Below are 22,934 nucleotides of genomic sequence, written 5' to 3' on the forward strand. Positions count from 1 at the left end.
GCTCGATGTTGCAGCAATGGTTGCTGGCGGCTGTGCATTTGCTGGCGTTTGCCAGTGCCTTTGCCGGGGTACTGGCGCGTGCTTCGGCATTGCGTCGCCTGAGCGGCGGCGCTGCGGCGCCCGGGCAGGTGTTGCGGGCCGACAATGTCTGGGGGCTGATGGCCGCGGTGTTGTTGATCACCGGGTTGTTGCGGGCTTTTGGCGGTTATGGCAAGGGTACGGAGTATTACCTGCACCAGCCGCTGTTCCATCTGAAGATGACGCTGTTCGTGATCATCCTGTTGCTGGAGGTCCTGCCGATGCTGACCTTGATCCGCTGGCGCATGGCCCTGGGGCGAGGGGTGGCGCCACAGATCGGGCGGGCGCTGCTGTTCGCCCGTATCAGCGATGTGCAGGCCCTGCTCATGGTGTTGATGGTCATCGCCGCCAGCGGCATGGCGCGTGGGGTGACCTGGGCTCAGTTGTAATCATTGGTAAGCGGGGCTGCACTGCGTGGCTGCTTGAGAGTAGGCTCGCGGCTCTATCAATGAGCAATGGAAGCCTTCGATGTTTCAAATGAATGACCTGGTGCCGGAGATGCTGGTCACCGACCTGCAGCGCAGTCTGGCCTTCTACTGCGATCTTCTGGGCTTCAAGGTGGAGTATCAGCGGCCGGAACACTTCTTTGCCTTCCTCTCCCTCAATGGTGCACAACTGATGCTGGAGCAGGATGACCAGCAGGAATCGGAGTGGCGCGTGGGGCCCTTGCAGGCTCCATTTGGCCGCGGCATGAACCTGTCCATCGAGTGCCCGGATATTCGCCAGTTGGCAGCCGCCCTGGCTCGGGCGGGCATTGCCTTGCGTCGAGAGATTCAGGAGTGCTGGTACCGTCACGACGAATTGCTGCACGGCGAGTTGAACCTGCTGGTACTCGACCCGGATGGTTACCTGCTGCGCTTTACCCAGGACCTGGGCTTCAAGCCTGTGGAGCCTGCAGCGGGCGCCTGACCGCCGCACCGGTGCGCCGCCTGCAATGCAGCGGCGGCGTGTGTCGGGAATCAACGGTCGGGCTCGCTATCGCGAAAGGGCGATAATCAGTGGTTGACGACAGTCTGATGGGCGGGAATCTGCTGTGGCTGCAACCGGGCGAGGGTGTGCGGGCCGTCTGCGGGGAAAAGCTCAAGGCAAACAAGACAGGCGCTGCGCCAGCCGTTGTGCGCGGGCAAAAGGCTGGTGCTCATGCTGTTCAGGGGGTTTCGCGTTTGTCCGGAGCGGTCAGGCCTGCCTGAATGCGTTGATAGATTTCTTCACGGTGTACCGCGACGTCTTTTGGCGCGTTGATACCAATGCGCACTTGCTGGCCGCTGACGCCGAGAATGGTGATCGTAATGTCGTCACCGATGTTTATGCTTTCACCGACTTTGCGGGTGAGTATCAGCATGATCTTCTCCTTGATAGCTTTGTAGGGCACCAGATTCAAACAGTGCAGAGGTCGGTCTTAGGTATAGATTAGTGCGAAGTTCCACTGAGTGGGTGCCTCTTTCTGACGCGCAGAAGATCTATTAATTCCCAAGGCGCAACTATACATAGGCAATAAATATCATTCTTCCTGTTTCGGTCCGATTTTGTGACGAGGTCTCTCGGGTCATGAGTGCTAAAATCGCCACCTCAGACTTTCTAGGGGTTAGGTTGTGCGCACAGTAGCGATGATGATGGCGGTATTGGCGTTGGCCGGTTGTGGGGAAGGCAAGCGGGTCGAAGCGAACAAGAGCACGGCGGTGGCAGTACAGACCCAGCCGGCCTCGACCGAGCCGCAATGGGATGTGCTGGTGGGCAGCCCGCTCCCCCTGGCGGTGAGTGACCTGACCGGCTGGCTGATCGAGCACGGGGTGATTTCCAATGTGGTGACCGTGGACGGCAAGCGTCTGGTCGTGGTCGGTCCGTTTGCTTCCCAGGCCGAGGCCGAGGCGAAGAAGAATGAAGTGACCGAAAAGCTGGTCAAGGCCAAGAAGCGTGACATCGAAGTCACGGTCATCGAGCATCAAGCCGCGCAGTAAGCCCGTTTCCATAGGCTCAATGATCGCCCGCCACCCGCGGGCGATCTGCGTTCAGCCACAAGCCTTGAGGTTGACTGCGCCGACGAATTCATTGCCGCGCCCCATCACGCAAGCCACGCTCTGATTGCGCTGGCGCTCCCAGGCCTGTACTGGATAGGTCTTGTTCCAGGCTTCGAAGAGCTGCCGATCCTGTTTGGAAAGGCGCAGGCCGTACTGCTTGCTCATGTAGAAGTAGGTGCGGGCGATCATCCCGCGAATCGAAGGGCGAGGCATGACCTTCTTGGCCTTGAAGTCGACCTGGGTCAGGCACGAACCGTACTGGCCCGATTGTTCCGGCAGCCAGCCGAAGCTGAAATTGCTGCGATCACCATTCACTTCGCCAATGCTCGGTACCAGATTGTGCAGGTCGGCCTCGGCGCGCTGATAGACCGAATCGGTGCGTGTGCAGTTCTTGCGACCGCCTTGTTGCCAGCACTGGCGCTGATGGCCGATCTGCCAGGCCGGCACTATATGCTCCCATTCAATGCGTTCGGCGCGTTTGGCGTTCTTGCGCGGAACATAGCCGCAGGCCGCCAGGTTCACCCGGTTGCCGTTGTATTTGCAGCCGCAATAGAACTCGGTGGATTGGGGGGCGTAGAGCTTCCAGGCGACTTTCTTGGCTTCGCTGAAGGTGCGGGGTGCATCGGCTTGGGCGGAACAGGCGAGAAACAGCAACAGCAGGGCAAAACAACGGACACTCATCGACTCAATCTTCCTTCGGCACGACCCAGAAAATCTGCACGCCGCCATCGTCGCGGTAGGCGAGGGTGACGTTGTCGTTTTCGGCGATCTCCTCCAGCAGGCGTTCCCACTCATCCTGTGGCTCATCGGCGAGGCGGAAGATCAGCGCTGCCTTGGCCTTTTGTGCGGTGGGAGAGTTGATGATTTTCTGGATGCGCACACCCAGGCGTTCGTAGGAGCTGAGGGGCGTTTGGGTCGTGGCCACGGAACATTCCTTATTAAGCTGTACGTACATACAGTATTTAACTGTAGGGCATTTCGCAACTGCTTAAAATTCAAGAAGTTCCTCTGACAACGCTTTATGCATTTGTCTCACGAGGAGAGCAGATTTTTTTGCATGGGGGAAAGGGGGGGAACCACCCGCCCGGGCGGGCGAGTGGTTGCAAGCATGCTCGACCGGGGCCGGTCGAGCAGAGGGGCTGTCAGTATTCCCAGAACATGCGTTGCAGTTCCTTGCTGTCCTGGGTCTTGGTCAGGGCGACCATGGCCAGGATGCGGGCTTTCTGCGGGTTCAGGTCATGAGCCACGACCCAGTCGTACTTGTCGTCAGGCTGTTCGGCGTTGCGCAGTACGAAGCCGCCGGCATTGACGTGGGAAGAACGAATGATCTGTACGCCATTCTTGCGCAGTTCCTGCAGGGCAGGGACCACACGGGAAGACACCGAGCCATTGCCGGTACCGGCGTGGATGATGGCTTTGGCGCCACCTTGGGCAAGGGCCTTGTAGGCGGTGTCGCTGACGTTGCCGTAGCCGTAGGCGATTTCTACGTCAGGCAGGCTCTTGATGTTCTTGATGTCGAATTCCGAATCCATGGTGTGGCGCTTGGCTGGCAGGCGGAACCAGTAGGATTTGCCTTCCACCACCATGCCCAGCGGGCCCCATGGGCTCTTGAAGGCTTCGGTCTTGATGTTGATCATCTTGCTGACATCGCGGCCGGACTGGATTTCATCGTTCATGGTCACCAGTACGCCTTTGCCGCGGGCGTTCTTGCTGCCGGCCACAGCCACAGCGTTGTACAGGTTGAGCATGCCGTCAGCCGACATTGCGGTACCCGGGCGCATGGAGCCGACTACAACGATTGGCTTGTCGGTCTTTTCCACCAGGTTGAGGAAGTAGGCGGTTTCTTCCAGGGTATCGGTACCGTGGGTGATGACGATGCCATCGACGTCCTTGCTGTCGGCCAGTTCGGCAACGCGGCGGCCCAGTTGCAGCAGGTTTTCGTTGGTGATGCTTTCCGAGGCGATCTGCATGACTTGCTCGCCACGCACGTTGGCCAGTTGGCTCAACTCGGGAATGCCGGCGATCAGTTGTTCGATGCCGACCTTGGCCGCCTGGTAGGTGGCGCTGTTGGCCGCGCTGGCGCCGGCGCCGGCGATGGTGCCGCCGGTGGCGAGAACCACGACGTTGGACAGTTTCTGTTGGGTTTCAGCTTCTTTGGCTTGCAGGGCTGCAGGTAGAAGCAGGAGGAGGGCCAAAGCGCCCGGGGCGAAGGATTTGAAGGCAGATTTCATTATTTTCTCTCTAGTAGTGAGACGGTGCTGATGCAGGTTCATCTAGAAACACCCCGGCGGCAGATCTGTATGCGCCGGGGCAGCGAGGGTGGAGCAGGATCTGTACCAGCGCTACCTTGGCTGGATGACTATTTTAAGTTACTGATTTATATCAATTTTATTTCTGTTTTTATGCGTAAGAAATCATGTGGCGTCCGGGTTTCCGAACGTTTTAACGGTGGCGCGTTCGGCAATCCGAAAATGCTCGTCACAAGTCCCGGGATGACTTCTCGCTCATCCATTAAAGATTGTTCTGCAGCGGTCGATGATCCTTCTAGGATTTTTCACCAGGAGTTCCCATGTCACTGTCAGTAGGATTTCCAGGGGCAGGAGCCATTCTGATCAATGGCAAGTCGCCCGCGACCATCGATGCGTTGAGTAATGCCGCCGCCGAACAGGCGTCTACGGCGTTGGGTACCGACGAGTCGGGCACTTTGCGGGTCGGCTCCAGCAAGCAGGCCGAACAGTCTGAAAGCGAAAGCCCAAGCGAAGACAAGCACGGCATCGTGGTAAAGATGCTGCTCAAGCGCATGCAGGAGCTGCAGCAGCAACTTCGCGAGCTGCAACAGCAACTGGCTGCCGCCCAGGCCGCCAACTACCCAACCCCTGAGGCCAAGCAGACGGCAGTGATGGCCATTCAAGGGCAAGTCGCCGATACCAACGGCGCGCTGGCGGAAGTCTCTGGCAACCTGGTCCGGGAGTTGGCCAAGGAGTCGTCTTCCGGTGGCCTGGTGAACACCACTGCCTGAATCATCAGCCTGTCCGGGAGCATTTTTCGGGCAGGTTTTTCTCCTCGTGGCCGGCTGCGGATGGCTACTCACTCTCTCTGATCGCACTTTGAACAGCGTTGACAAACGCTGGCGAGGTTCGCATAGTTCGTTTTACGCAAACGTTTGCGCGGCCTTCGGACAAGGATAATCGTCTATCTTTGCAAGGTTCGCCGTCGGCCAGTGGTGCTGCCTACCTGGCGGTTCCGTTTGACGAACGCTGCTCACAATAATCATAAGATCGGAGTGAACCCATGAAGCTGCCCTTTGCTGGACGTCTCCTCGCTGTCGCCGTTCTCGCCGCTGCATCCGCGGCCCTTCCTTTCTCCTCGGCTCAAGCCGATACCCCGCAGAAACCCAAGGTCGCCCTGGTCATGAAATCCTTGGCCAACGAGTTCTTCCTGACGATGGAAGATGGTGCCAAGGCCTATCAGAAAGAGCATTCCGCCGATTTCGACCTGGTGTCCAACGGCATCAAGGATGAAACCGATACCGCCAACCAGATCCGCATCGTCGAGCAGATGATCGTCTCCAAGGTCAACGCCCTGGTGATTGCCCCGGCTGACTCCAAGGCCATGGTTCCGGTGATCAAGAAGGCCGTGGACGCCGGGATCACGGTGATCAACATCGACAACCAGCTCGACCCCGGCGTGCTGAAGAGCAAGAACATCAGCGTGCCTTTCGTTGGCCCGGACAACCGCAAGGGCGCGCGTCTGGTGGGTGAGTACCTGGCCAAGCAGCTCAAGGCCGGTGACGAAGTGGGAATCATCGAAGGGGTTTCCACCACCACCAACGCACAGCAGCGCACCGCCGGCTTCAAGGATGCAATGGAAGCCGCGAAGATCAAGGTGGTGTCGCTGCAGTCGGGCGACTGGGAAATCGACGCCGGCAATCGTGTGGCCTCGGCCATGCTCAGCGAATACCCGAACCTCAAGGCATTGCTGGCCGGTAACGACAGCATGGCGGTGGGCGCGGTTTCGGCAGTCCGGGCTGCCGGCAAGGCAGGCAAGGTGCAGGTCGTGGGCTACGACAACATCAACGCCATCAAGCCGATGCTCAAGGATGGCCGGGTCCTGGCCACTGCCGATCAGTTCGCTGCCAAGCAGGCGGTGTTCGGTATCGAGACCGCGCTGAAGATCCTCAAGGGCGAGAAAGTCGACAGCGGCACCAATGGCGTGATCGAAACTCCGGTTGAACTGGTCACTCAGTAGTCATTGCGGCGGTACAACGGCGCTCGCCCGGTTGGGCGGGCGCATGGAGAGTTTCCTATGTCAGTTTCTGCTGCCAACGCTGTCCTATCGGTCAGCGGTATCGGCAAGACTTATGCGCAACCGGTGTTGACCGGCATCGACCTGACGCTGTTGCGCGGTGAAGTGCTGGCGCTCACCGGCGAGAACGGTGCCGGCAAGAGCACCCTGTCGAAGATCATCGGTGGCTTGGTCAGCCCCACCACAGGGCACATGCAGTTCAATGGCCAGGATTATCGTCCGGGCAGTCGCGCCCAGGCCGAGGATCTGGGCATTCGCATGGTGATGCAGGAGCTCAACCTGCTGCCGACCCTGTCGGTGGCCGAGAACCTGTTCCTCGACAACCTGCCCAGCAGTGGTGGCTGGATCAGCCGCCGGCAATTGCGCAAGGCGGCGATCGAGGCCATGGCCCAGGTCGGTCTGGATGCCATCGACCCCGACACCCTGGTGGGCGAGCTGGGCATCGGCCACCAGCAGATGGTGGAGATCGCCCGTAACCTGATCGGCGACTGCCATGTGCTGATTCTCGATGAGCCCACCGCCATGCTCACGTCCCGCGAGGTAGAAATGCTCTTCGAGCAGATCACCCGCCTGCAGGCCCGCGGCGTGTCGATCATCTATATCTCCCATCGCCTGGAAGAGCTGGCCCGGGTTGCCCAGCGCATCGCGGTATTGCGTGACGGCTGCCTGGTCTGTGTCGAGCCGATGGCCAACTACAACAGCGAGCAACTGGTGAACCTGATGGTGGGCCGCGAGCTGGGCGAGCACATCGACCTGGGCGAGCGCCGGATCGGCGCGCCGGCCTTGACGGTGAGCAACCTCAGCCGCTCGGACAAAGTCCGCGATGTGTCCTTCGAGGTCCGCAGTGGCGAGATCTTCGGAATTTCCGGGTTGATCGGGGCAGGGCGCACCGAGCTGCTGCGCCTGATCTTCGGTGCCGATGTCGCCGACAGCGGCACCATCGCCCTGGGCACCCCGGCGCGCCCGGTGAGCATCCGCTCGCCAGTGGATGCGGTGGCCAACGGCATCGCCCTGATTACCGAGGACCGCAAGGGTGAGGGGCTGCTGTTGACCCAGTCCATCAGCGCCAATATCGCCCTGGGCAACATGCCGGCGATTTCCAGCAGCGGCCTGGTCAATGGCCAGGACGAGGAGCATCTGGCGCAGCGCCAGATCGACGCCATGCGTATCCGCAGCTCCAGCCCGGCGCAACTGGTCAGCGAGCTGTCCGGTGGCAACCAGCAGAAGGTGGTGATCGGCCGCTGGCTGGAACGCGACTGTTCGGTGCTGCTGTTCGATGAGCCGACCCGTGGCATCGATGTCGGTGCCAAGTTCGATATCTACGGCCTGTTGGGGGAGTTGACCCGGCAGGGCAAGGCCCTTGTGGTGGTGTCCAGCGACCTGCGCGAGCTGATGCTGATCTGCGATCGCATCGGCGTGCTCTCGGCCGGGCGGCTGATCGATACCTTCGAGCGCGACAGCTGGACCCAGGATGAACTGCTTGCCGCGGCATTTGCCGGCTATCAAAAACGAGATGCGCTGATCGATGAAGCGGCGCCTAGGAATGCATCATGAAAACTGCAGCAAGCGGCAAGCGAGGCGGCCACTACTACGGCCTCGGCACTTACCTGGGGTTGGCGGGGGCGCTGCTGGGGATGATCGTGCTGTTCTCCCTACTCAGCAGTCATTTTCTGTCCTATGACACCTTCAGTACCCTGGCCAACCAGATTCCCGACCTGATGGTGCTGGCGGTGGGCATGACCTTCGTCCTGATCATCGGTGGCATCGACCTGTCCGTGGGCTCGGTACTGGCCCTGGCGGCGTCGACCGTCAGCGTGGCGATTCTCGGCTGGGGCTGGAGCGTGGTGCCCGCGGCGTTGCTGGGCATGGCTTGCGCGGCGCTGGCTGGAACGGTGACCGGTTCGATCACCGTGGCCTGGCGCATTCCTTCGTTCATCGTGTCTCTGGGGGTACTGGAAATGGCCCGCGGCGTGGCCTACCAGATGACGGGCTCACGCACCGCCTACATCGGTGACGCCTTCGCCTGGTTGTCGAATCCGATTGCCTTCGGCATTTCGCCGTCGTTTATCATTGCCCTGCTGATTATTTTCCTGGCCCAGGCGGTGCTGACTCGCACCGTGTTCGGTCGCTACCTGATCGGCATCGGTACCAACGAAGAGGCAGTGCGTCTGGCGGGGATCAACCCCAAACCCTACAAGATCCTGGTCTTCAGCCTGATGGGGTTGCTGGCAGGTATCGCTGCACTGTTTCAGATTTCTCGCCTGGAAGCGGCAGACCCGAACGCGGGCTCCGGTCTGGAGTTGCAAGTCATCGCTGCGGTGGTGATCGGCGGCACCAGCCTGATGGGCGGGCGCGGTTCGGTGATCAGTACCTTCTTTGGCGTCTTGATTATTTCCGTGCTGGCTGCGGGCCTGGCGCAAATCGGCGCATCCGAACCGACCAAGCGCATCATCACTGGTGCGGTCATCGTGATTGCCGTGGTGCTGGACACTTATCGCAGCCAGCGCGCCAATCGGCGGGTTTGATTCATGGCAACAATCAAGGATGTGGCGGCGCTGGCGGGGATTTCCTACACCACGGTGTCCCATGTGCTGAACAAGACGCGGCCAGTCAGTGAGGAAGTTCGGGTCAAGGTCGAGGCCGCTATCGCGCGCCTGGACTATGTGCCCAGCGCGGTGGCGCGTTCGCTGAAGGCCAAGACCACGGCTACCATCGGCTTGCTGGTACCCAACAGCCTCAACCCGTACTTCGCCGAATTGGCTCGGGGGATCGAGGATTATTGCGAACGCAACGGCTACTGCGTGATCCTCTGCAACTCCGACGACAACCCGCAGAAGCAGCGCAACTACCTGCGAGTATTACTGGAAAAACGTATCGACGGGTTGATTGTCACCTCGGCCGGTGGCGACAGCGGCCTGGCCCAGGGGCTGGCCGGCGTGCGCACGCCGATGGTGATTGTCGACCGTGGGCTGGAAGGGGTGAACGCCGACCTGGTGCGTATCGACCACCAGCACGGTGCCTACCTGGCCACCCGACACCTGCTGGAGCTGGGGCATCGGGACATTGCCTGCATCGGCGGCCCGGGCAATACCAGTGTGGCGCAGATGCGCCTGGCGGGATTCCAGCAGGCGCTGCGTGAGGCCGGTGTCGAGGCGCCTGCCGAGCGCATCCTGGAAAGTGATTTCAGTAGCACTGGTGGTTATCGCGCAGCCGCGCAGTTGCTCGATGGCGGACAGCCGCCGAGCGCGATTTTCGCTGGCAACGACATGATGGGCATCGGGGTGCTGCGCGCGGCAGCGGAGCGCAATATCCGCGTGCCCAGCGAGCTTTCGGTGATCGGCTTCGACGACATCCTCATGAGCCGGTACGTCTACCCGGCGCTGACCACGGTCGGCCAGTCGATCCTGCAACTGGGGGAAACCGCGGCAGAGTTGCTGCTGCGGCGGATCGCCTGCCGGGAGCTGCCGGTCGACCAGCGCATCGTTACGCCGAATATCGTCTTGCGGGAGTCGACGGCGCCGCTGGGTGGCGCTTTCGCCGAATACCGCTGAACCCAACTGATTGAGTACCGATGTATGTCAGCAAAAGTAGTGGTAGTGGGTAGCCTCAACATGGACCTGGTGACTCGGGCTGAGCGCCTGCCCCGAGGGGGCGAGACGCTGATTGGCAAATCCTTCGCCACGGTATCCGGTGGCAAGGGCGCCAATCAGGCGGTGGCTGCGGCCAGGCTGGGAGCGCAGGTGTCGATGGTCGGCTGTGTCGGCGACGATGCCTATGGCGAGCAACTGCGAGGTGCCTTGCTGGCCGAGCAGATCGATTGCCAGGCGGTGAGTGTGGTCGAAGGCTCCAGTGGGGTGGCGCTGATCGTGGTGGATGACAGTAGCCAGAATGCGATTGTCATTGTCGCCGGCGGCAATGGCCAGCTCACTCCCGAGAAGGTCGCCGGGTTCGATGGGGTGCTGCAGGATGGGCAAGTCATCATCTGCCAGCTTGAAGTGCCGCTGGCGACTGTGGGCTACACCCTCAAGCGCGGGCGCGAACTGGGCAAGACGGTGATCCTCAATCCGGCGCCGGCCAGTGGCCCGCTGCCGGCGCAGTGGTATGGCGCGATCGACTACCTGATTCCCAACGAGAGCGAGGCTTCGGCCTTGAGCGGGGTAGCGGTGGGCTCCCTGGAGAGCGCTGAAGTGGCTGCCAGTCGCTTGATCGCTGCGGGTGCTGGCAAGGTGATCATCACCCTCGGTGCACAAGGCTCGCTGTTTGCCGATGGCCAGCGTTTCGAGCATTTCCCGGCGCCCAGGGTCAAGGCAATCGATACCACGGCGGCCGGGGACACCTTTGTCGGCGGATTTGCCGCGGCCCTGGCTGCCGGCAAGAGCGAAGCCGAGGCCATCCGCTTTGGCCAGGTGGCTGCGGCGCTGTCGGTGACGCGCGCCGGTGCGCAACCTTCCATTCCCACGCTGTCCGACGTTCAGGCGTTTATCCCTTCATGAAAAAGACACCTTTGCTCAACATTGCCCTGTCACGCTTGATCGCGTCCCTGGGCCACGGCGATATCGTGGTGATCGGCGATGCCGGCCTGCCGGCGCCCCCGGGCGTGGAGTTGATCGACCTGGCGCTGACCCACGGCGTTCCCGACTTTCTCACTACCTTGAAGGTGTTGCTCAGCGAGATGCAGGTGGAGCGTCATGTGCTGGCCGAAGAAATTCTGCTCAAGCAGCCTACGCCGCTGGCGGCGCTTGAAGGCATGACCGCCGGTGGTGAGCTGGGGCAGCGGCAGCTCATGAGCCACGAGGATTTCAAGGTGCTCAGCCGCCAGGCCCGTGCGGTGATCCGCACCGGGGAGTGCCAGCCGTATTGCAATATCGCCCTGATTGCCGGGGTGACCTTCTAGGCCGCTGTCGGGCCTTTTCCATCTTGCACAAGGAGTGCGCCATGCGCCGCTATGCTCAGTTGTTTCACCACTGGTTCCGGAGTCTGCTGCTTTTGTCTCTGCTCACTGCTACCGGCGCTCAGGCGGCGGAAAAAATCGATCTGATCATCGACACCGATCCGGGGGCCGACGATGTGGTAGCCCTGCTGTTCGCCCTGGCTTCTCCCGAGGAGCTGCAGATCCGCGCCCTGACCACGGTGGCGGGCAACGTGCGGTTGGACAAGACCTCGCGCAATGCGCGTCTGGCCCGTGAGTGGGCGGGGCGCGAGGAGGTGCCGGTATACGCCGGAGCGCCCAAGCCGCTGCTGCGTACCCCCATCTATGCCGAGAATATCCATGGCAAGGAAGGCATTTCCGGGGTGACGGTGCACGAGCCCAAGGCGCCTCTGGCCAAGGGCAATGCGATCAACTACCTGATCGATACGCTGCGGGCGGCCAAGCCCCACAGCATCACCATCGCCATGCTCGGCCCGCAGACCAACCTGGCGCTGGCGCTGATCCAGGCACCGGACATCACCCAGGGCATCAAGGAGGTGGTGGTCATGGGCGGTGCGCACTTCAACGGTGGCAACATCACGCCGGTGGCCGAGTTCAACCTGTTCGCCGACCCCCAGGCGGCCGAAGTGGTGCTCAAGAGCGGCGTCAAACTGACCTATCTGCCGCTGGACGTGACCCACAAGGTGCTGACCAGCGATGCGCGGCTGCAGAAGATCGCGGCGTTGAACAACAACGCCAGCAAGGTGGTGGGGGACATCCTCAACGAGTACGTCAAGGGTGACATGGAGCACTACGGTATTCCCGGCGGCCCGGTGCATGACGCTACAGTGATTGCCTACCTGCTCAAGCCCGAGCTGTTCACCGGTCGTCAAGCCAATATGGTCATCGACAGCCGCGAGGGGCCGACCTTCGGCCAGACCATCGTCGATTGGTACGACGGCCTGAAGCAGGAAAAGAACGTGTTCTGGGTTGAGAACGGCGATGCCCAGGGTTTCTTCGACTTGCTCACCGAGCGCCTGGCGCGTCTCAAGTAAACCTTGCCCCCGCAGGTACCTGCCTGCGGGGTTCTATTCCCGTTCCGGGTCCTGTACGCCCAGGTGGTCGGCCGGGTATTTCTCGAAGACTTGTTCAATGAAGGCTCGGGCGGACTGGGTGCCCAGTTCCTTGACCAGCAGGTCTATGCCAATGATCGCCAGCTCCTCCGGGCTCCCTGGGCTGTAGGAGCATTGGCCCTGGGGCCATTTGGCTTTGATGTCGGCGTCGATACTCACGGTGGCCATGAAAGTCTCACGAATTCGGATAAGGCGGGCGCCAGGGCAGGGCTCTGGGCGGGTAGTTGCTGCGTCGCAGAGTTAACCATGTTGCCGGGCGTTTGGCACTCCGACTTAGGCATCAGGCGAGTGCTGTGCGACACTGCGGCTTTTCCTGTGCTCAAGGAAGCCTCCGTGCAAATCGATTTGAACCAGCCTGATGCCCTGACCCTGGAGTCGGTGCGTCAGCTGCTGGCGTCTGCCAGCGACAACGTGCATACCCAGTTGCGCGTGAGCAAAACCGGAATTGCCTATATCTCTTCGGGGGTAGTGGGCGGTGCCGAGATAGAAGGTTTGCTGTTTCGCCTGGAAACCTGGGCGGCCGGCTCCGGGTATGTCGGCAAGGTGGCTGCCGCCGACGAGGTCTGGGTGATGCAGATCTTCAATGCGCTCAAACAGAACTGGCCCAAGCCGGCGTTCGACTACATCGACATCTATTGAGCGTCGTTCATATCCGGTGACGATTGTCCCGTGAAAGAGTGGCACCGGCTGAGGCAGACTTGCCCGCTGTTCACCTGATACGGCAAATGGCCATTTGTTTTGAAACCAAAAGCCAAATCGGCTGTCGCACGATCTCTGCTTAATTTTGAAAAGGAGGCTTCATGCCTTGGAAGCTCGCTTCATTCGGAACCTTGTTGGCCGCTCTCGTCCTTGGTGGGTGCAGCACTGCCGGGTCGACAAAGGAGCCTGTGGCCGCTGAGTCCGGGCACACTCGTTGTGAAGCATCGGCCGCCGAATTCGCCGTCGGCAAGAAGGCTTCTCCCGAGTTGCTCGAGCAGGCCCGTACACGCGCAGGCGCGCAGTACGCACGGTTCCTCAAGCCCAACGACATGATCACCCTGGAGTACCGCTCGGATCGCCTGAACCTGAACACTGATGCCGGCCTGGTGGTGACCCGGGTCAACTGTGGTTGAGGCTGAGGCCTTTGGATCACGCATAAAAAACCCCGTCACATGGACGGGGTTTTTTTAGCTCGCTGAGAAATTACTCAGGGCGAACTTGTGCAGCTTGCATACCCTTTTGGCCTTTCTCAGCCACGAAGGAAACGGTCTGGCCTTCTTTCAGGCTTTTGAAACCGTCGCTTTCAATAGCTTTGAAGTGTACGAACAGGTCGTCACCGCCACCTTGAGGAGTGATGAAGCCGAAGCCTTTTTCATCGTTGAACCATTTTACGGTGCCGGTTTGGCGATTAGACATGGTGTATCTCCAAGAAACATATATTTTCAGTAGTGCTGTGCTGCTCAGGCCAACTGGGCACACCGAGCTATCATAGTCGAAATGTTCGGCTTGGGAGCCCCCCAGAGGCGCTCTTTGCCCGATGTACCTGTGTATTTTGCCATCTGAGTTGGCTGCAGGCCCCGGTTTAAGGGGCTTTGGCGTAAAACAGAGGGTAATAAAAAAACCCGTAAAAGCTGCGTAAATTGTGAAAAAGACCGCGTTTCAGGCTCTGTGGCGAGCACTGGCGCAGCCTGTTCCGGGCATCAGCAGCTTATTTGACCACCCGGCAAGCAGCGATGGCGTCCAGTGCTCGGGTTCGCAGATCTGCGCTGGGTTGCTTGGTTTTGCTCATCAGCTCCTTGATCTCCTCGGTGGTGAATTTTTCATTTAGCTTGTCGGCGCCGCAGGCACAGTGCTTTTCGGCGCTCTTGGCGTCGATGTTCTGGCTGGCCGCCGCGGTGCAGTCCTTCATGTAGTCGGCGCGTGCTCCGGCAGGCCATGCCGCCTGTGCACTCAAAGGCAGTAGCAGGGTGAGCGGTGCGGCAAGGGCGAGCAGTTTGATAAGGCGCATGAGTCGGGTTCTCCTGAAGTCGGTAGCAAGGACGACGATTCTCCGGTTATTTGAGGCTCGACGTACATCTCAAGTTCACTTTCAACAATAAAAGACTGTAAACCAGGCTCGCGATAATTTGCTGCACGGCGATTGCGATGTATCTGTGCTAGCATGCCCGGCTTCGGTGTTTTCAAGCTTTGGGCCTTTTCTAGCCCTTGCCGTCTATGCCTCATTAATCTTGATGTGAACCCCAGTCACTCTGGTTCGGTTTTTCGGTTGGCCGCAAGGCTCTTGCCACTGTGAGGCAGGCGTTCGTAGTAGAACGGCCGGACTGAATCGCGTACTGGCTCATCCCAACCCACGTGACCTTTGGTAGGGGTCACCACTAGGAGAGGAGGCGCCATGCCCACTATTACTCTTCCCGACGGCAGTCAACGTTCATTCGATCACGCAGTATCCGTAGCCGAGGTCGCCGCTTCCATTGGCGCGGGCCTGGCCAAGGCCACATTGGCTGGCAAGGTCAACGGCAAGCTGGTCGACGCCTGCGACGTGATCGACGGCGATGCAACCCTGCAAATCATCACGCCAAAGGACGAAGAGGGGCTGGAGATCATTCGCCACTCTTGCGCTCACTTGGTGGGGCATGCGGTCAAGCAGTTGTATCCGACCGCGAAAATGGTCATCGGTCCGGTCATCGATGAAGGCTTCTATTACGACATCGCCTATGAGCGTCCTTTCACGCCTGAGGATATGGCCGCCATCGAGCAGCGCATGCAGCAGCTGATCGAGAAGGACTACGACGTGATCAAGAAGGTCACGCCGCGCGCCGAAGTGATCGAGGTGTTCAAGGCCCGCGGCGAGGACTACAAGCTGCGTTTGGTCGAAGACATGCCGAACGAGCAGGCGATGGGCCTGTACTACCACGAAGAATATGTCGACATGTGCCGCGGTCCGCACGTGCCGAACACGCGTTTCCTGAAGTCCTTCAAGCTGACCAAGTTGTCCGGTGCCTACTGGCGCGGTGATGCCAAGAACGAGCAGTTGCAGCGGATCTACGGTACTGCCTGGGCGGACAAGAAGCAGCTCGCTGCCTACATCCAGCGTATCGAAGAGGCCGAGAAGCGCGATCATCGCAAGATCGGCAAGCGCCTGGGCCTGTTCCATACCCAGGAAGAAGCGCCGGGCATGGTGTTCTGGCACCCTAATGGCTGGACCCTGTACCAGGTGCTCGAGCAGTACATGCGCAAGGTGCAGCGTGACAACGGTTACCTGGAGATCAAGACTCCGCAGGTGGTTGACCGCAGCCTCTGGGAAAAATCCGGGCACTGGGCCAACTATGCCGAGAACATGTTCACCACCGAGTCGGAAAGCCGCGACTACGCAATCAAGCCGATGAACTGCCCTTGCCACGTGCAGGTGTTCAATCAGGGCCTGAAGAGCTACCGCGAGCTGCCCATGCGCCTGGCCGAGTTCGGTGCCTGCCACCGTAATGAACCCTCGGGCGCTCTGCACGGCATCATGCGTGTGCGTGGCTTCACTCAGGATGATGCTCACATCTTCTGTACTGAAGACCAGATGCAGGCCGAGTCTGCGGCGTTCATCAAGCTGACCATGGATGTCTATGCCGACTTCGGCTTCAAGGACATCGAGATGAAGCTGTCCACTCGCCCTGAAAAGCGCGTGGGCTCCGATGATCTGTGGGACCGTGCGGAAAGCGCACTGGCAGCTGCGCTGGATAGCGCCGGCCTGCCATACGACCTGCAGCCGGGCGAGGGCGCATTCTACGGTCCGAAGATCGAGTTCTCGCTGAAGGACTGCCTGGGTCGTGTCTGGCAGTGCGGTACCTTGCAGTTGGACTTCAACCTGCCGATCCGTCTGGGTGCCGAGTACGTTTCCGAAGACAACAGCCGTAAGCATCCGGTGATGTTGCACCGGGCGATCCTCGGTTCCTTCGAGCGTTTTGTCGGGATTCTGATCGAGCATTACGAGGGCGCATTCCCTGCGTGGCTGGCTCCGACTCAGGCCGTGGTGATGAATATCACTGATAAACAGGCAGATTTTGCCCTCGAAGTGGAAAAAACACTCAATCAAAGCGGATTTCGTGCCAAGTCCGACTTGAGAAATGAAAAGATCGGCTTTAAAATCCGCGAGCATACTTTGCTCAAGGTTCCCTATCTCTTGGTTATTGGAGATCGGGAGGTCGAGATGCAGACTGTCGCTGTGCGTACCCGTGAAGGTGAAGACCTGGGCTCGATGCCTGTCGCCCAATTCTCGGCGTTCCTCGCACAAGCGGTTTCCCGGCGTGGTCGCCAAGATTCGGAGTAATTATTATTAAGCGTGATATGAGACAAGATAAACGAGCTGCACCGAAAGCCCCGATCAACGAGAATATCTCGGCACGCGAGGTTCGGTTAATTGGCGCTGACGGCGAGCAGATTGGCATCGTCTCGATTGATGAAGCGCTTCGTATAGCTGAAGAAGCCAAGCTGGATCTGGTGGAAATTTCCGCCGACGCAGTCCCACCTGTTTGCCGGGTGATGGATTACGGCAAGTCGATCTTCGAAAAGAAGAAGCAGATTGCTGCTGCGAAGAAGAACCAGAAGCAGATTCAGGTTAAAGAAATCAAGTTTCGTCCAGGGACGGAGGAAGGGGATTACCAGGTAAAACTGCGCAACCTGGTACGTTTCCTGAGTGACGGGGACAGGGCCAAGGTATCCTTGCGATTCCGCGGCCGTGAGATGGCCCACCAGGAGCTGGGGATGGAACTCCTCAAGCGGGTTGAAGCTGACCTGCAAGAGTACGGTTCGGTCGAACAGCATCCTAAGATGGAAGGACGCCAGCTGATCATGGTCATCGCCCCGAAAAAGAAGAAGTAATCAACAGGGCACGGCAGGCCTTCTGATTATGTTTATCAACTGAATGCGGAGTATCCGAACATGCCAAAGATGAAAACCAAAAGTGGTGCTGCTAAGCGGTTTCTGAAAACTGCTAACGGTATCAAGCACAAGCACGCTTTCAAGAGCCACATCCTGACCAAAATGTCGACCAAGCGTAAGCGTCAACTGCGCGGTAGCAGCTTGCTGCATCCGTCTGACGTGGCAAAAGTCGAGCGCATGCTGCGCCTTCGTTAATTTTTGGATCAAGAATAGAGGAAGTAACTCATGGCTCGTGTAAAGCGTGGCGTCATTGCCCGTAAACGTCACAAAAAAATTCTGAAACTTGCTAAAGGCTACTACGGCGCTCGCTCGCGCGTATTCCGTGTTGCCAAGCAAGCGGTAATCAAGGCAGGCCAATACGCCTACCGTGACCGTCGTCAGAAAAAACGTCAGTTCCGCGCTCTGTGGATTGCTCGTATCAACGCTGGTGCTCGTAATAACGGCCTGTCGTACAGCCGTCTGATCGCTGGCCTGAAAAAGGCGTCCATCGAGATCGACCGTAAGGTTCTGGCTGATCTGGCAGTGAACGAAAAAGCGGCGTTTGCTGCGATTGTCGAGAAAGCTAAAGCCACCTTGGCTTAAGTACCCCCGACAGTCATCCGGGCTCACCTTTCGTGAGCCCAGATGTTAAACGTCATAAATAGGGGAAGAGCCTTCAAGCTCTTCCCCTATTTTGTATCTGGAGTCTGTACATGGAAAACCTGGATGCGCTGGTTTCTCAAGCACTTGAGGCCGTGCAACACGCTGAAGACATCAATGCCCTGGAACAGATCCGGGTTCACTTCCTTGGCAAGAAGGGCGAGCTGACTCAGGTGATGAAGACCCTGGGCAACCTGCCTGCCGAAGAGCGTCCGCAAGTCGGTGCGCTGATCAACGTTGCCAAGGAGCGTGTAACAGAGGTTCTCAATGCTCGCAAAGCGGCTTTCGAGGAGGCGGAACTCAGCGCCAAGCTCGCCGCCGAGTGCATTGACGTCACTCTGCCGGGCCGTGGCCAGACCTCGGGCGGTCTGCACCCGATTACGCGGACCCTGGAGCGTATCGAACAGTTCTTCACTCATATTGGCTACGGCATCGCCGAAGGCCCTGAGGTTGAAGACGACTATCACAACTTTGAAGCGCTCAACATCCCAGGCCACCACCCGGCCCGGTCGATGCATGACACCTTCTATTTCAACGCGAACATGTTGTTGCGCACCCATACCTCACCGGTACAGGTCCGCACCATGGAGTCGCAGCAGCCGCCGATTCGCATTGTCTGCCCAGGCCGTGTGTACCGTAGCGACTCCGATATCACTCACTCGCCGATGTTTCACCAGGTCGAAGGCCTGCTGGTCGATCGTGACATCAATTTTGCCGACCTGAAGGGCACGATCGAAGAGTTCCTGCGGGTGTTCTTCGAGAAGGAACTGGCGGTGCGTTTCCGTCCTTCGTACTTCCCGTTCACCGAGCCTTCCGCCGAAGTCGATATGGAATGCGTGATGTGCAGCGGTAAAGGCTGCCGGGTCTGCAAGCAGACTGGCTGGCTGGAAGTCATGGGATGCGGCATGGTTCATCCGAATGTGCTGCGTATGTCCGGGATCGATCCGGAAGAGTTCCAAGGCTTTGCCTTCGGCATGGGCGCCGAGCGTCTGGCCATGCTGCGTTACGGTGTCAATGACTTGCGCCTGTTCTTCGACAACGACTTGCGGTTCCTTGCGCAATTTCGCTAGTCGCGCGTCCGTAACGAATCTATTAGGAGAGCAGGATGAAATTCAGTGAACAATGGCTGCGCGGCTGGGTTAGCCCGCAGGTAAGTCGTGACGAGCTGGTAGCCCGTCTATCGATGGCCGGTCTTGAGGTCGACAGCGTAACGCCGGCCGCCGGTGATTTCAGTGGCGTGGTAGTGGGCGAGGTGTTGAGCACCGAGCAACACCCGGATGCCGACAAGCTGCGCGTTTGCCAGGTCAGTAATGGTTCGGAGACCTTCCAGGTTGTCTGCGGCGCGCCGAACGTGCGCCCGGGCCTGAAGGTCCCGTTCGCCATGATCGGTGCCCAGTTGCCGGGCGACTTCAAGATCAAGAAGGCCAAGCTGCGTGGAGTGGAATCCAACGGCATGCTGTGCTCCCAGGCTGAGCTGCAAATCGGTGAGGGCAATGACGGCCTCATGGAGTTGCCGGTCGATGCGCCGGTGGGTGAGGACGTTCGCACCTACCTGAGCCTGGACGATGCCAGCATCGAGGTCGATCTGACCCCTAACCGCGGGGACTGCCTGTCCCTGGCCGGCATGGCCCGTGAAGTGGGTGCCTTGTACGCGGCCAAGGTGCAGCGTCCGGAAGTGCCGGCGATTCCTGCGGCGCATGACGAAGTGCGTCCAGTGGAAGTGCTGGCTCCGGCTGCCTGCCCACGTTACCTGGGGCGTGTCGTCCGCAATGTCGACCTGTCCAAGCCTACTCCGCTGTGGATGGTCGAGCGCCTGCGTCGCGCCGATGTGCGCAGTATCGATGCTGCAGTGGACATCACCAACTACGTGATGCTCGAACTGGGCCAGCCGCTGCATGCCTTCGATCTCGCCGAGATCAATGGCGGCATCCGTGTACGAATGGCTGAAGAGGGCGAGAAGCTGGTATTGCTCGACGGTCAGGAAGTGACCCTGCGCAGCGATACCCTGGTGATTGCCGACCATACCCGAGCCCTGGCGATTGCCGGCGTGATGGGGGGGGAGCACAGTGGTGTCACCGCCAATACCCGTGACGTATTTCTGGAAAGTGCCTTCTTCGACCAGATCGCGGTTGCTGGCAAGGCGCGTTCCTATGGCCTGCATACCGATGCTTCCCATCGCTATGAGCGTGGTGTGGACTGGCAGCTTGCTCGCGAAGCCATGGAGCGGGCTACTGGCTTGCTGCTGGAAATCACGGGCGGCGACGCGGGGCCGATCATTGAAACGCTCAGCGAGCAGCATCTGCCATCCGTTGCGCCTGTCACCTTGCGCGCTGAACGCATCACTCAGATGCTGGGCATGGAAATCGACGGCCTCGAGGTAGAGCGTTTGCTCACCGCCCTGGGCCTGACTGTAACTGCCGATGGGGCAGGGCAGTGGCGTATTGAGGTGCCGAGCCATCGCTTCGATATCAGTCTTGAGGTTGACCTGATCGAAGAGCTGGCACGTCTTTATGGTTACAACCGTCTTCCGGTTCGCTATCCGCAGGCTCGTCTGGCGCCTCAGGCCAAGGCCGAGGCCGAGGGTGACCTGCCTGCTCTGCGTCGTTTGCTGGTTGCTCGTGGCTATCAGGAAGCGATCACCTACAGCTTCATCGATCCGAAGCTGTTTGAACTGTTCAACCCAGGCGTCGAACCGCTGTTGCTGGCCAATCCGATTTCGGCCGACATGGCAGCCATGCGTTCCTCTCTGTGGCCGGGCCTGGTCAAGGCGCTTCAGCACAACCTGAACCGTCAGCAGGATCGTGTCCGCATGTTTGAAAGCGGTCTGCGTTTTGTTGGTCAGCTGGAAGGTTTGAAGCAGCAGCCGATGCTGGCAGGTGTTGTATGTGGCAGCCGCTTGCCTGAAGGCTGGGCGCAAGGTCGCGATGGCGTGGACTTCTTCGACGTCAAGGCGGATGTCGAAGCGGTACTGGGTTTTGCCGGTGCTCTTGATGCATTCACCTTTGTGCCGGGCAAGCATCCAGCGCTTCATCCTGGTCAGACGGCTCGCATCGAGCGTGATGGTCGTGAAGTCGGTTTCCTGGGGGCCATTCACCCAGAGCTGGCGAAGAATCTCGGCTTGGACCGCCCTGTCTATGTGTTTGAACTGGTCCTGAGTGAAGTGGCTCAAGGGCGTTTGCCGAAGTTCCATGAGCTGTCGCGCTTCCCGGAAGTGCGTCGCGACCTGGCATTGCTGGCGGATCGTGACGTGGCGGCCAGCGCCGTTATGGACGTAATCCGTGAAAATGCAGGTGAGTGGCTGACAGACCTAAGGCTGTTTGACGTCTATCAGGGTAAAGGCATTGATCCGCATAGAAAAAGCCTTGCCGTCGGCTTGACCTGGCAGCATCCATCGCGCACTCTTAACGACGATGAGGTGAACTCTACGACGCAAAATATCCTCACCTCGCTCGAACAAAGGTTGAACGCCACGTTAAGGAAGTGACGTATGGGGGCTCTGACGAAAGCTGAAATGGCCGAACGTCTCTACGAAGAGCTAGGCCTGAATAAACGCGAGGCCAAGGAATTGGTCGAGCTATTCTTTGAAGAAATCAGGCACGCTCTCGAAGATAACGAACAGGTCAAATTGTCCGGTTTCGGTAACTTCGACCTTCGGGATAAACGCCAGCGTCCTGGCCGCAACCCGAAAACGGGTGAAGAAATCCCGATCACGGCGCGCCGTGTGGTCACCTTTCGTCCAGGGCAGAAGTTGAAGGCCCGAGTTGAGGCTTATGCTGGAACCAAGTCATAACGACGAGCTCCCGGTCATTCCGGGCAAGCGCTACTTCACCATCGGTGAGGTCAGTGAGCTCTGTGCGGTCAAACCGCATGTGCTGCGTTATTGGGAGCAGGAGTTTCCTCAACTCAACCCCGTCAAGCGCCGCGGAAATCGTCGGTATTATCAGCGCCAGGATGTGCTGATGATCCGGCAGATCCGCGCGTTGCTTTATGACCAGGGGTTCACCATCGGCGGGGCGCGTCTGCGTCTTTCCGGTGATGAGGCCAAAGACGATACGACCCAGTACAAGCAACTGATCCGTCAGATGATCTCTGAGCTGGAAGATGTGCTTGTGGTGCTAAAAAAGTAATTCTCTGTTTTAAATACTTCCACTTTTCAAAAGCTTGCGGTATATTCCTCAACGTTTCCTGAGAAGTGAAACAGATTTCACGCCTAGTCGGGGCGTAGCGCAGTCCGGTAGCGCACTAGCATGGGGTGCTAGGGGTCGAGTGTTCGAATCACTCCGTCCCGACCATATTTTCTGATGGAAATCAGACAGTTAAGCCGATCATCTAGATCGGCTTTTTTGTGCCTGCGCAAAACCCTCGCAATAATCGCGCAAAACTATTCGGTAATTTCGCTGATATTTAGGTCTGGAATTGCTGCTGACCATACGATCTCGGCGTGGTCTCGCTGGTAGTTTTTTGGTCATCGTCTCGCTGGAGTGGCCGGCGATCTTCTGACCATCCTTTCCGGCTTTCTGATACAGGTGCAGTGACAGCGCCCGCACTTCATGGAAGCCCGGCATTTCCTCCTCTTTCCATCCCTTATAGCAACCCGCCGCTTCCCGGGCCTCTTTGAAGGCCCGCGTCAAATATCGTTCTTCGACCTGCGTCCAGTGTTCCTTCAACGTCGTCAGCCCGTGCACTCTGACCTCACATGCTTGTGGAGAGGTGCGATCGATGCGATAGGACGTCGGCGCCGAGAACGTTATCGGTAGAGTGAGATTTGTAGGAATGGGAATAGCACACGAAATACTGGTTGCATGTACAGTATTTTGTTGAGATAGTGATCCTACTCCTCGTGTTCCAAAGTAGTGAAAGCCAGCTTGCTGCTGGTACTGAGCTCTTGGATCGAGTGAAAGCCCTGAGCTTCTAGCCATCGCCTTTGAGCGACATGAATGCGGAATT

At 59.1% G+C, this 22,934-nt stretch carries 28 protein-coding genes, 1 tRNA gene and 1 pseudogene; 22 read left to right on the plus strand and 8 right to left on the minus strand.

All coding sequences use genetic code 11. The features are described from left to right. Positions 1 to 5: 5 nt before the first annotated feature. Together A9971_RS03010 and A9971_RS03015 are read left to right on the plus strand one after the other, a co-directional pair. Entirely contained in the window at positions 6 to 467 is a 462-nt protein-coding gene (locus A9971_RS03010) for a DUF2214 family protein (RefSeq protein WP_041752738.1), read from the plus strand. A 79-nt stretch (positions 468 to 546) separates the two neighbouring features. Next, positions 547 to 987: a VOC family protein gene (locus A9971_RS03015; RefSeq protein WP_053157365.1), complete on the plus strand. Its 441-nt coding sequence runs from the start codon at positions 547 to 549 to the stop codon at positions 985 to 987. Positions 988 to 1,225: 238 nt separating this feature from the next. Here the strand turns inward: A9971_RS03015 and csrA are convergent, their stop codons facing one another. Then, complete coding sequence (gene csrA, locus A9971_RS03020; RefSeq protein ID WP_007920550.1) at positions 1,226 to 1,420, minus strand: carbon storage regulator CsrA; 195 nt, start codon at positions 1,418 to 1,420, stop codon at positions 1,226 to 1,228. A gap of 265 nt (positions 1,421 to 1,685) precedes the next feature. On the opposite strand from csrA, the gene A9971_RS03025 reads away from it, so the two are divergent. Next, positions 1,686 to 2,036 carry a hypothetical protein gene (locus tag A9971_RS03025; protein ID WP_011060401.1) on the plus strand — a complete coding sequence of 117 codons (351 nt, stop codon included), beginning with the start codon at positions 1,686 to 1,688 and terminating at the stop codon, positions 2,034 to 2,036. Between the two features lie 51 nt (positions 2,037 to 2,087). Here the strand turns inward: A9971_RS03025 and A9971_RS03030 are convergent, their stop codons facing one another. The 3 genes from A9971_RS03030 to A9971_RS03040 all read right to left on the minus strand — a co-directional run bounded on the left by A9971_RS03030 (position 2,088) and on the right by A9971_RS03040 (position 4,327). Next, entirely contained in the window at positions 2,088 to 2,777 is a 690-nt protein-coding gene (locus A9971_RS03030; protein WP_011060402.1) for an endonuclease, read from the minus strand. Between the two features lie 4 nt (positions 2,778 to 2,781). Next, complete coding sequence (locus A9971_RS03035) at positions 2,782 to 3,051, minus strand: DUF1654 domain-containing protein (RefSeq protein WP_183000828.1); 270 nt, start codon at positions 3,049 to 3,051, stop codon at positions 2,782 to 2,784. Between the two features lie 187 nt (positions 3,052 to 3,238). Further along, a complete protein-coding gene (locus tag A9971_RS03040; RefSeq protein WP_011060404.1) occupies positions 3,239 to 4,327 on the minus strand; it encodes an asparaginase in 1,089 nt (362 codons plus the stop codon). Between the two features lie 338 nt (positions 4,328 to 4,665). Here A9971_RS03040 and A9971_RS03045 point away from each other — a divergent pair, with 338 nt between their 5' ends. The 8 genes from A9971_RS03045 (at position 4,666) to A9971_RS03080 (ending at position 12,365) form a co-directional block, all read left to right on the plus strand. After that, entirely contained in the window at positions 4,666 to 5,115 is a 450-nt protein-coding gene (locus A9971_RS03045; protein WP_011060405.1) for a hypothetical protein, read from the plus strand. Between the two features lie 272 nt (positions 5,116 to 5,387). Continuing rightward, a complete protein-coding gene (locus A9971_RS03050) occupies positions 5,388 to 6,344 on the plus strand; it encodes a sugar ABC transporter substrate-binding protein (RefSeq protein WP_183000829.1) in 957 nt (318 codons plus the stop codon). Between the two features lie 57 nt (positions 6,345 to 6,401). Next, a complete protein-coding gene (locus tag A9971_RS03055) occupies positions 6,402 to 7,955 on the plus strand; it encodes a sugar ABC transporter ATP-binding protein (protein ID WP_183000830.1) in 1,554 nt (517 codons plus the stop codon). Further along, positions 7,952 to 8,926, plus strand: a complete 975-nt coding sequence (locus tag A9971_RS03060) for an ABC transporter permease (protein ID WP_011060408.1) — start codon at positions 7,952 to 7,954, stop codon at positions 8,924 to 8,926. Before A9971_RS03055 ends, A9971_RS03060 begins: the two co-directional genes overlap by 4 nt. Before the next feature lie 3 nt (positions 8,927 to 8,929). After that, positions 8,930 to 9,952 carry a LacI family DNA-binding transcriptional regulator gene (locus A9971_RS03065; RefSeq protein WP_011060409.1) on the plus strand — a complete coding sequence of 341 codons (1,023 nt, stop codon included), beginning with the start codon at positions 8,930 to 8,932 and terminating at the stop codon, positions 9,950 to 9,952. A gap of 24 nt (positions 9,953 to 9,976) precedes the next feature. Beyond that, positions 9,977 to 10,894 carry a ribokinase gene (gene rbsK / locus A9971_RS03070; protein ID WP_183000831.1) on the plus strand — a complete coding sequence of 306 codons (918 nt, stop codon included), beginning with the start codon at positions 9,977 to 9,979 and terminating at the stop codon, positions 10,892 to 10,894. Further along, positions 10,891 to 11,295 (plus strand): D-ribose pyranase, encoded by a 405-nt coding sequence (gene rbsD, locus A9971_RS03075; protein ID WP_183000832.1) that lies wholly within the window; start codon positions 10,891 to 10,893, stop codon positions 11,293 to 11,295. Before rbsK ends, rbsD begins: the two co-directional genes overlap by 4 nt. Before the next feature lie 41 nt (positions 11,296 to 11,336). Then, on the plus strand, positions 11,337 to 12,365 hold the full coding sequence (locus A9971_RS03080) for a nucleoside hydrolase (RefSeq protein ID WP_011060412.1): 1,029 nt from the start codon (positions 11,337 to 11,339) through the stop codon (positions 12,363 to 12,365). Positions 12,366 to 12,398: 33 nt separating this feature from the next. On the opposite strand, the gene A9971_RS03085 is transcribed toward A9971_RS03080, so the two are convergent. Continuing rightward, positions 12,399 to 12,611, minus strand: a complete 213-nt coding sequence (locus A9971_RS03085; protein ID WP_011060413.1) for a hypothetical protein — start codon at positions 12,609 to 12,611, stop codon at positions 12,399 to 12,401. A gap of 165 nt (positions 12,612 to 12,776) precedes the next feature. Between A9971_RS03085 and A9971_RS03090 the strand changes: the two genes are divergently transcribed. Both A9971_RS03090 and A9971_RS03095 read left to right on the plus strand, forming a co-directional pair. Further along, complete coding sequence (locus A9971_RS03090; protein WP_053150270.1) at positions 12,777 to 13,082, plus strand: hypothetical protein; 306 nt, start codon at positions 12,777 to 12,779, stop codon at positions 13,080 to 13,082. 161 nt (positions 13,083 to 13,243) lie between these two features. Further along, positions 13,244 to 13,555, plus strand: coding sequence for an I78 family peptidase inhibitor (locus A9971_RS03095; protein WP_053150273.1), 312 nt, complete (start codon positions 13,244 to 13,246; stop codon positions 13,553 to 13,555). 70 nt (positions 13,556 to 13,625) lie between these two features. On the opposite strand, the gene A9971_RS03100 is transcribed toward A9971_RS03095, so the two are convergent. Together A9971_RS03100 and A9971_RS03105 are read right to left on the minus strand one after the other, a co-directional pair. Beyond that, positions 13,626 to 13,838: a cold-shock protein gene (locus A9971_RS03100; protein WP_003179963.1), complete on the minus strand. Its 213-nt coding sequence runs from the start codon at positions 13,836 to 13,838 to the stop codon at positions 13,626 to 13,628. 292 nt (positions 13,839 to 14,130) lie between these two features. After that, on the minus strand, positions 14,131 to 14,430 hold the full coding sequence (locus A9971_RS03105; protein ID WP_011060416.1) for a hypothetical protein: 300 nt from the start codon (positions 14,428 to 14,430) through the stop codon (positions 14,131 to 14,133). Between the two features lie 384 nt (positions 14,431 to 14,814). Between A9971_RS03105 and thrS the strand changes: the two genes are divergently transcribed. The 9 genes from thrS (at position 14,815) to A9971_RS03150 (ending at position 22,279) form a co-directional block, all read left to right on the plus strand. Next, entirely contained in the window at positions 14,815 to 16,737 is a 1,923-nt protein-coding gene (gene thrS, locus A9971_RS03110) for a threonine--tRNA ligase (protein WP_011060417.1), read from the plus strand. Beyond that, positions 16,737 to 17,288: a translation initiation factor IF-3 gene (infC, locus tag A9971_RS03115; RefSeq protein WP_169893379.1), complete on the plus strand. Its 552-nt coding sequence runs from the start codon at positions 16,737 to 16,739 to the stop codon at positions 17,286 to 17,288. The genes thrS and infC overlap by 1 nt, the downstream gene beginning before the upstream one ends. Positions 17,289 to 17,348: 60 nt before the next feature. Next, complete coding sequence (rpmI, locus tag A9971_RS03120; RefSeq protein WP_002553160.1) at positions 17,349 to 17,543, plus strand: 50S ribosomal protein L35; 195 nt, start codon at positions 17,349 to 17,351, stop codon at positions 17,541 to 17,543. A 30-nt stretch (positions 17,544 to 17,573) separates the two neighbouring features. Next, positions 17,574 to 17,930, plus strand: a complete 357-nt coding sequence (gene rplT / locus A9971_RS03125) for a 50S ribosomal protein L20 (RefSeq protein WP_011060418.1) — start codon at positions 17,574 to 17,576, stop codon at positions 17,928 to 17,930. Between the two features lie 110 nt (positions 17,931 to 18,040). Further along, positions 18,041 to 19,057, plus strand: a complete 1,017-nt coding sequence (gene pheS, locus A9971_RS03130) for a phenylalanine--tRNA ligase subunit alpha (protein WP_011060419.1) — start codon at positions 18,041 to 18,043, stop codon at positions 19,055 to 19,057. 35 nt (positions 19,058 to 19,092) lie between these two features. Further along, positions 19,093 to 21,471 (plus strand): phenylalanine--tRNA ligase subunit beta, encoded by a 2,379-nt coding sequence (pheT, locus tag A9971_RS03135; protein ID WP_183000833.1) that lies wholly within the window; start codon positions 19,093 to 19,095, stop codon positions 21,469 to 21,471. Positions 21,472 to 21,474: 3 nt separating this feature from the next. After that, entirely contained in the window at positions 21,475 to 21,777 is a 303-nt protein-coding gene (gene ihfA / locus A9971_RS03140) for an integration host factor subunit alpha (protein WP_002553164.1), read from the plus strand. Next, complete coding sequence (locus A9971_RS03145; RefSeq protein WP_007920509.1) at positions 21,758 to 22,114, plus strand: MerR family transcriptional regulator; 357 nt, start codon at positions 21,758 to 21,760, stop codon at positions 22,112 to 22,114. Before ihfA ends, A9971_RS03145 begins: the two co-directional genes overlap by 20 nt. A gap of 88 nt (positions 22,115 to 22,202) precedes the next feature. Further along, positions 22,203 to 22,279, plus strand: a tRNA-Pro gene (locus tag A9971_RS03150). Positions 22,280 to 22,368: 89 nt separating this feature from the next. Here A9971_RS03150 and A9971_RS03155 read toward each other — a convergent pair. Next, positions 22,369 to 22,651 (minus strand): annotated as a pseudogene (locus tag A9971_RS03155) (integrase); the annotation flags it as partial. Between the last annotated feature and the right edge of the window lie 283 nt (positions 22,652 to 22,934).

It is taken from the genome of Pseudomonas sp. UME65 (genome assembly GCF_014170225.1).
In the GTDB taxonomy this organism is placed as follows: Bacteria; Pseudomonadota; Gammaproteobacteria; order Pseudomonadales; family Pseudomonadaceae; genus Aquipseudomonas; species Aquipseudomonas protegens.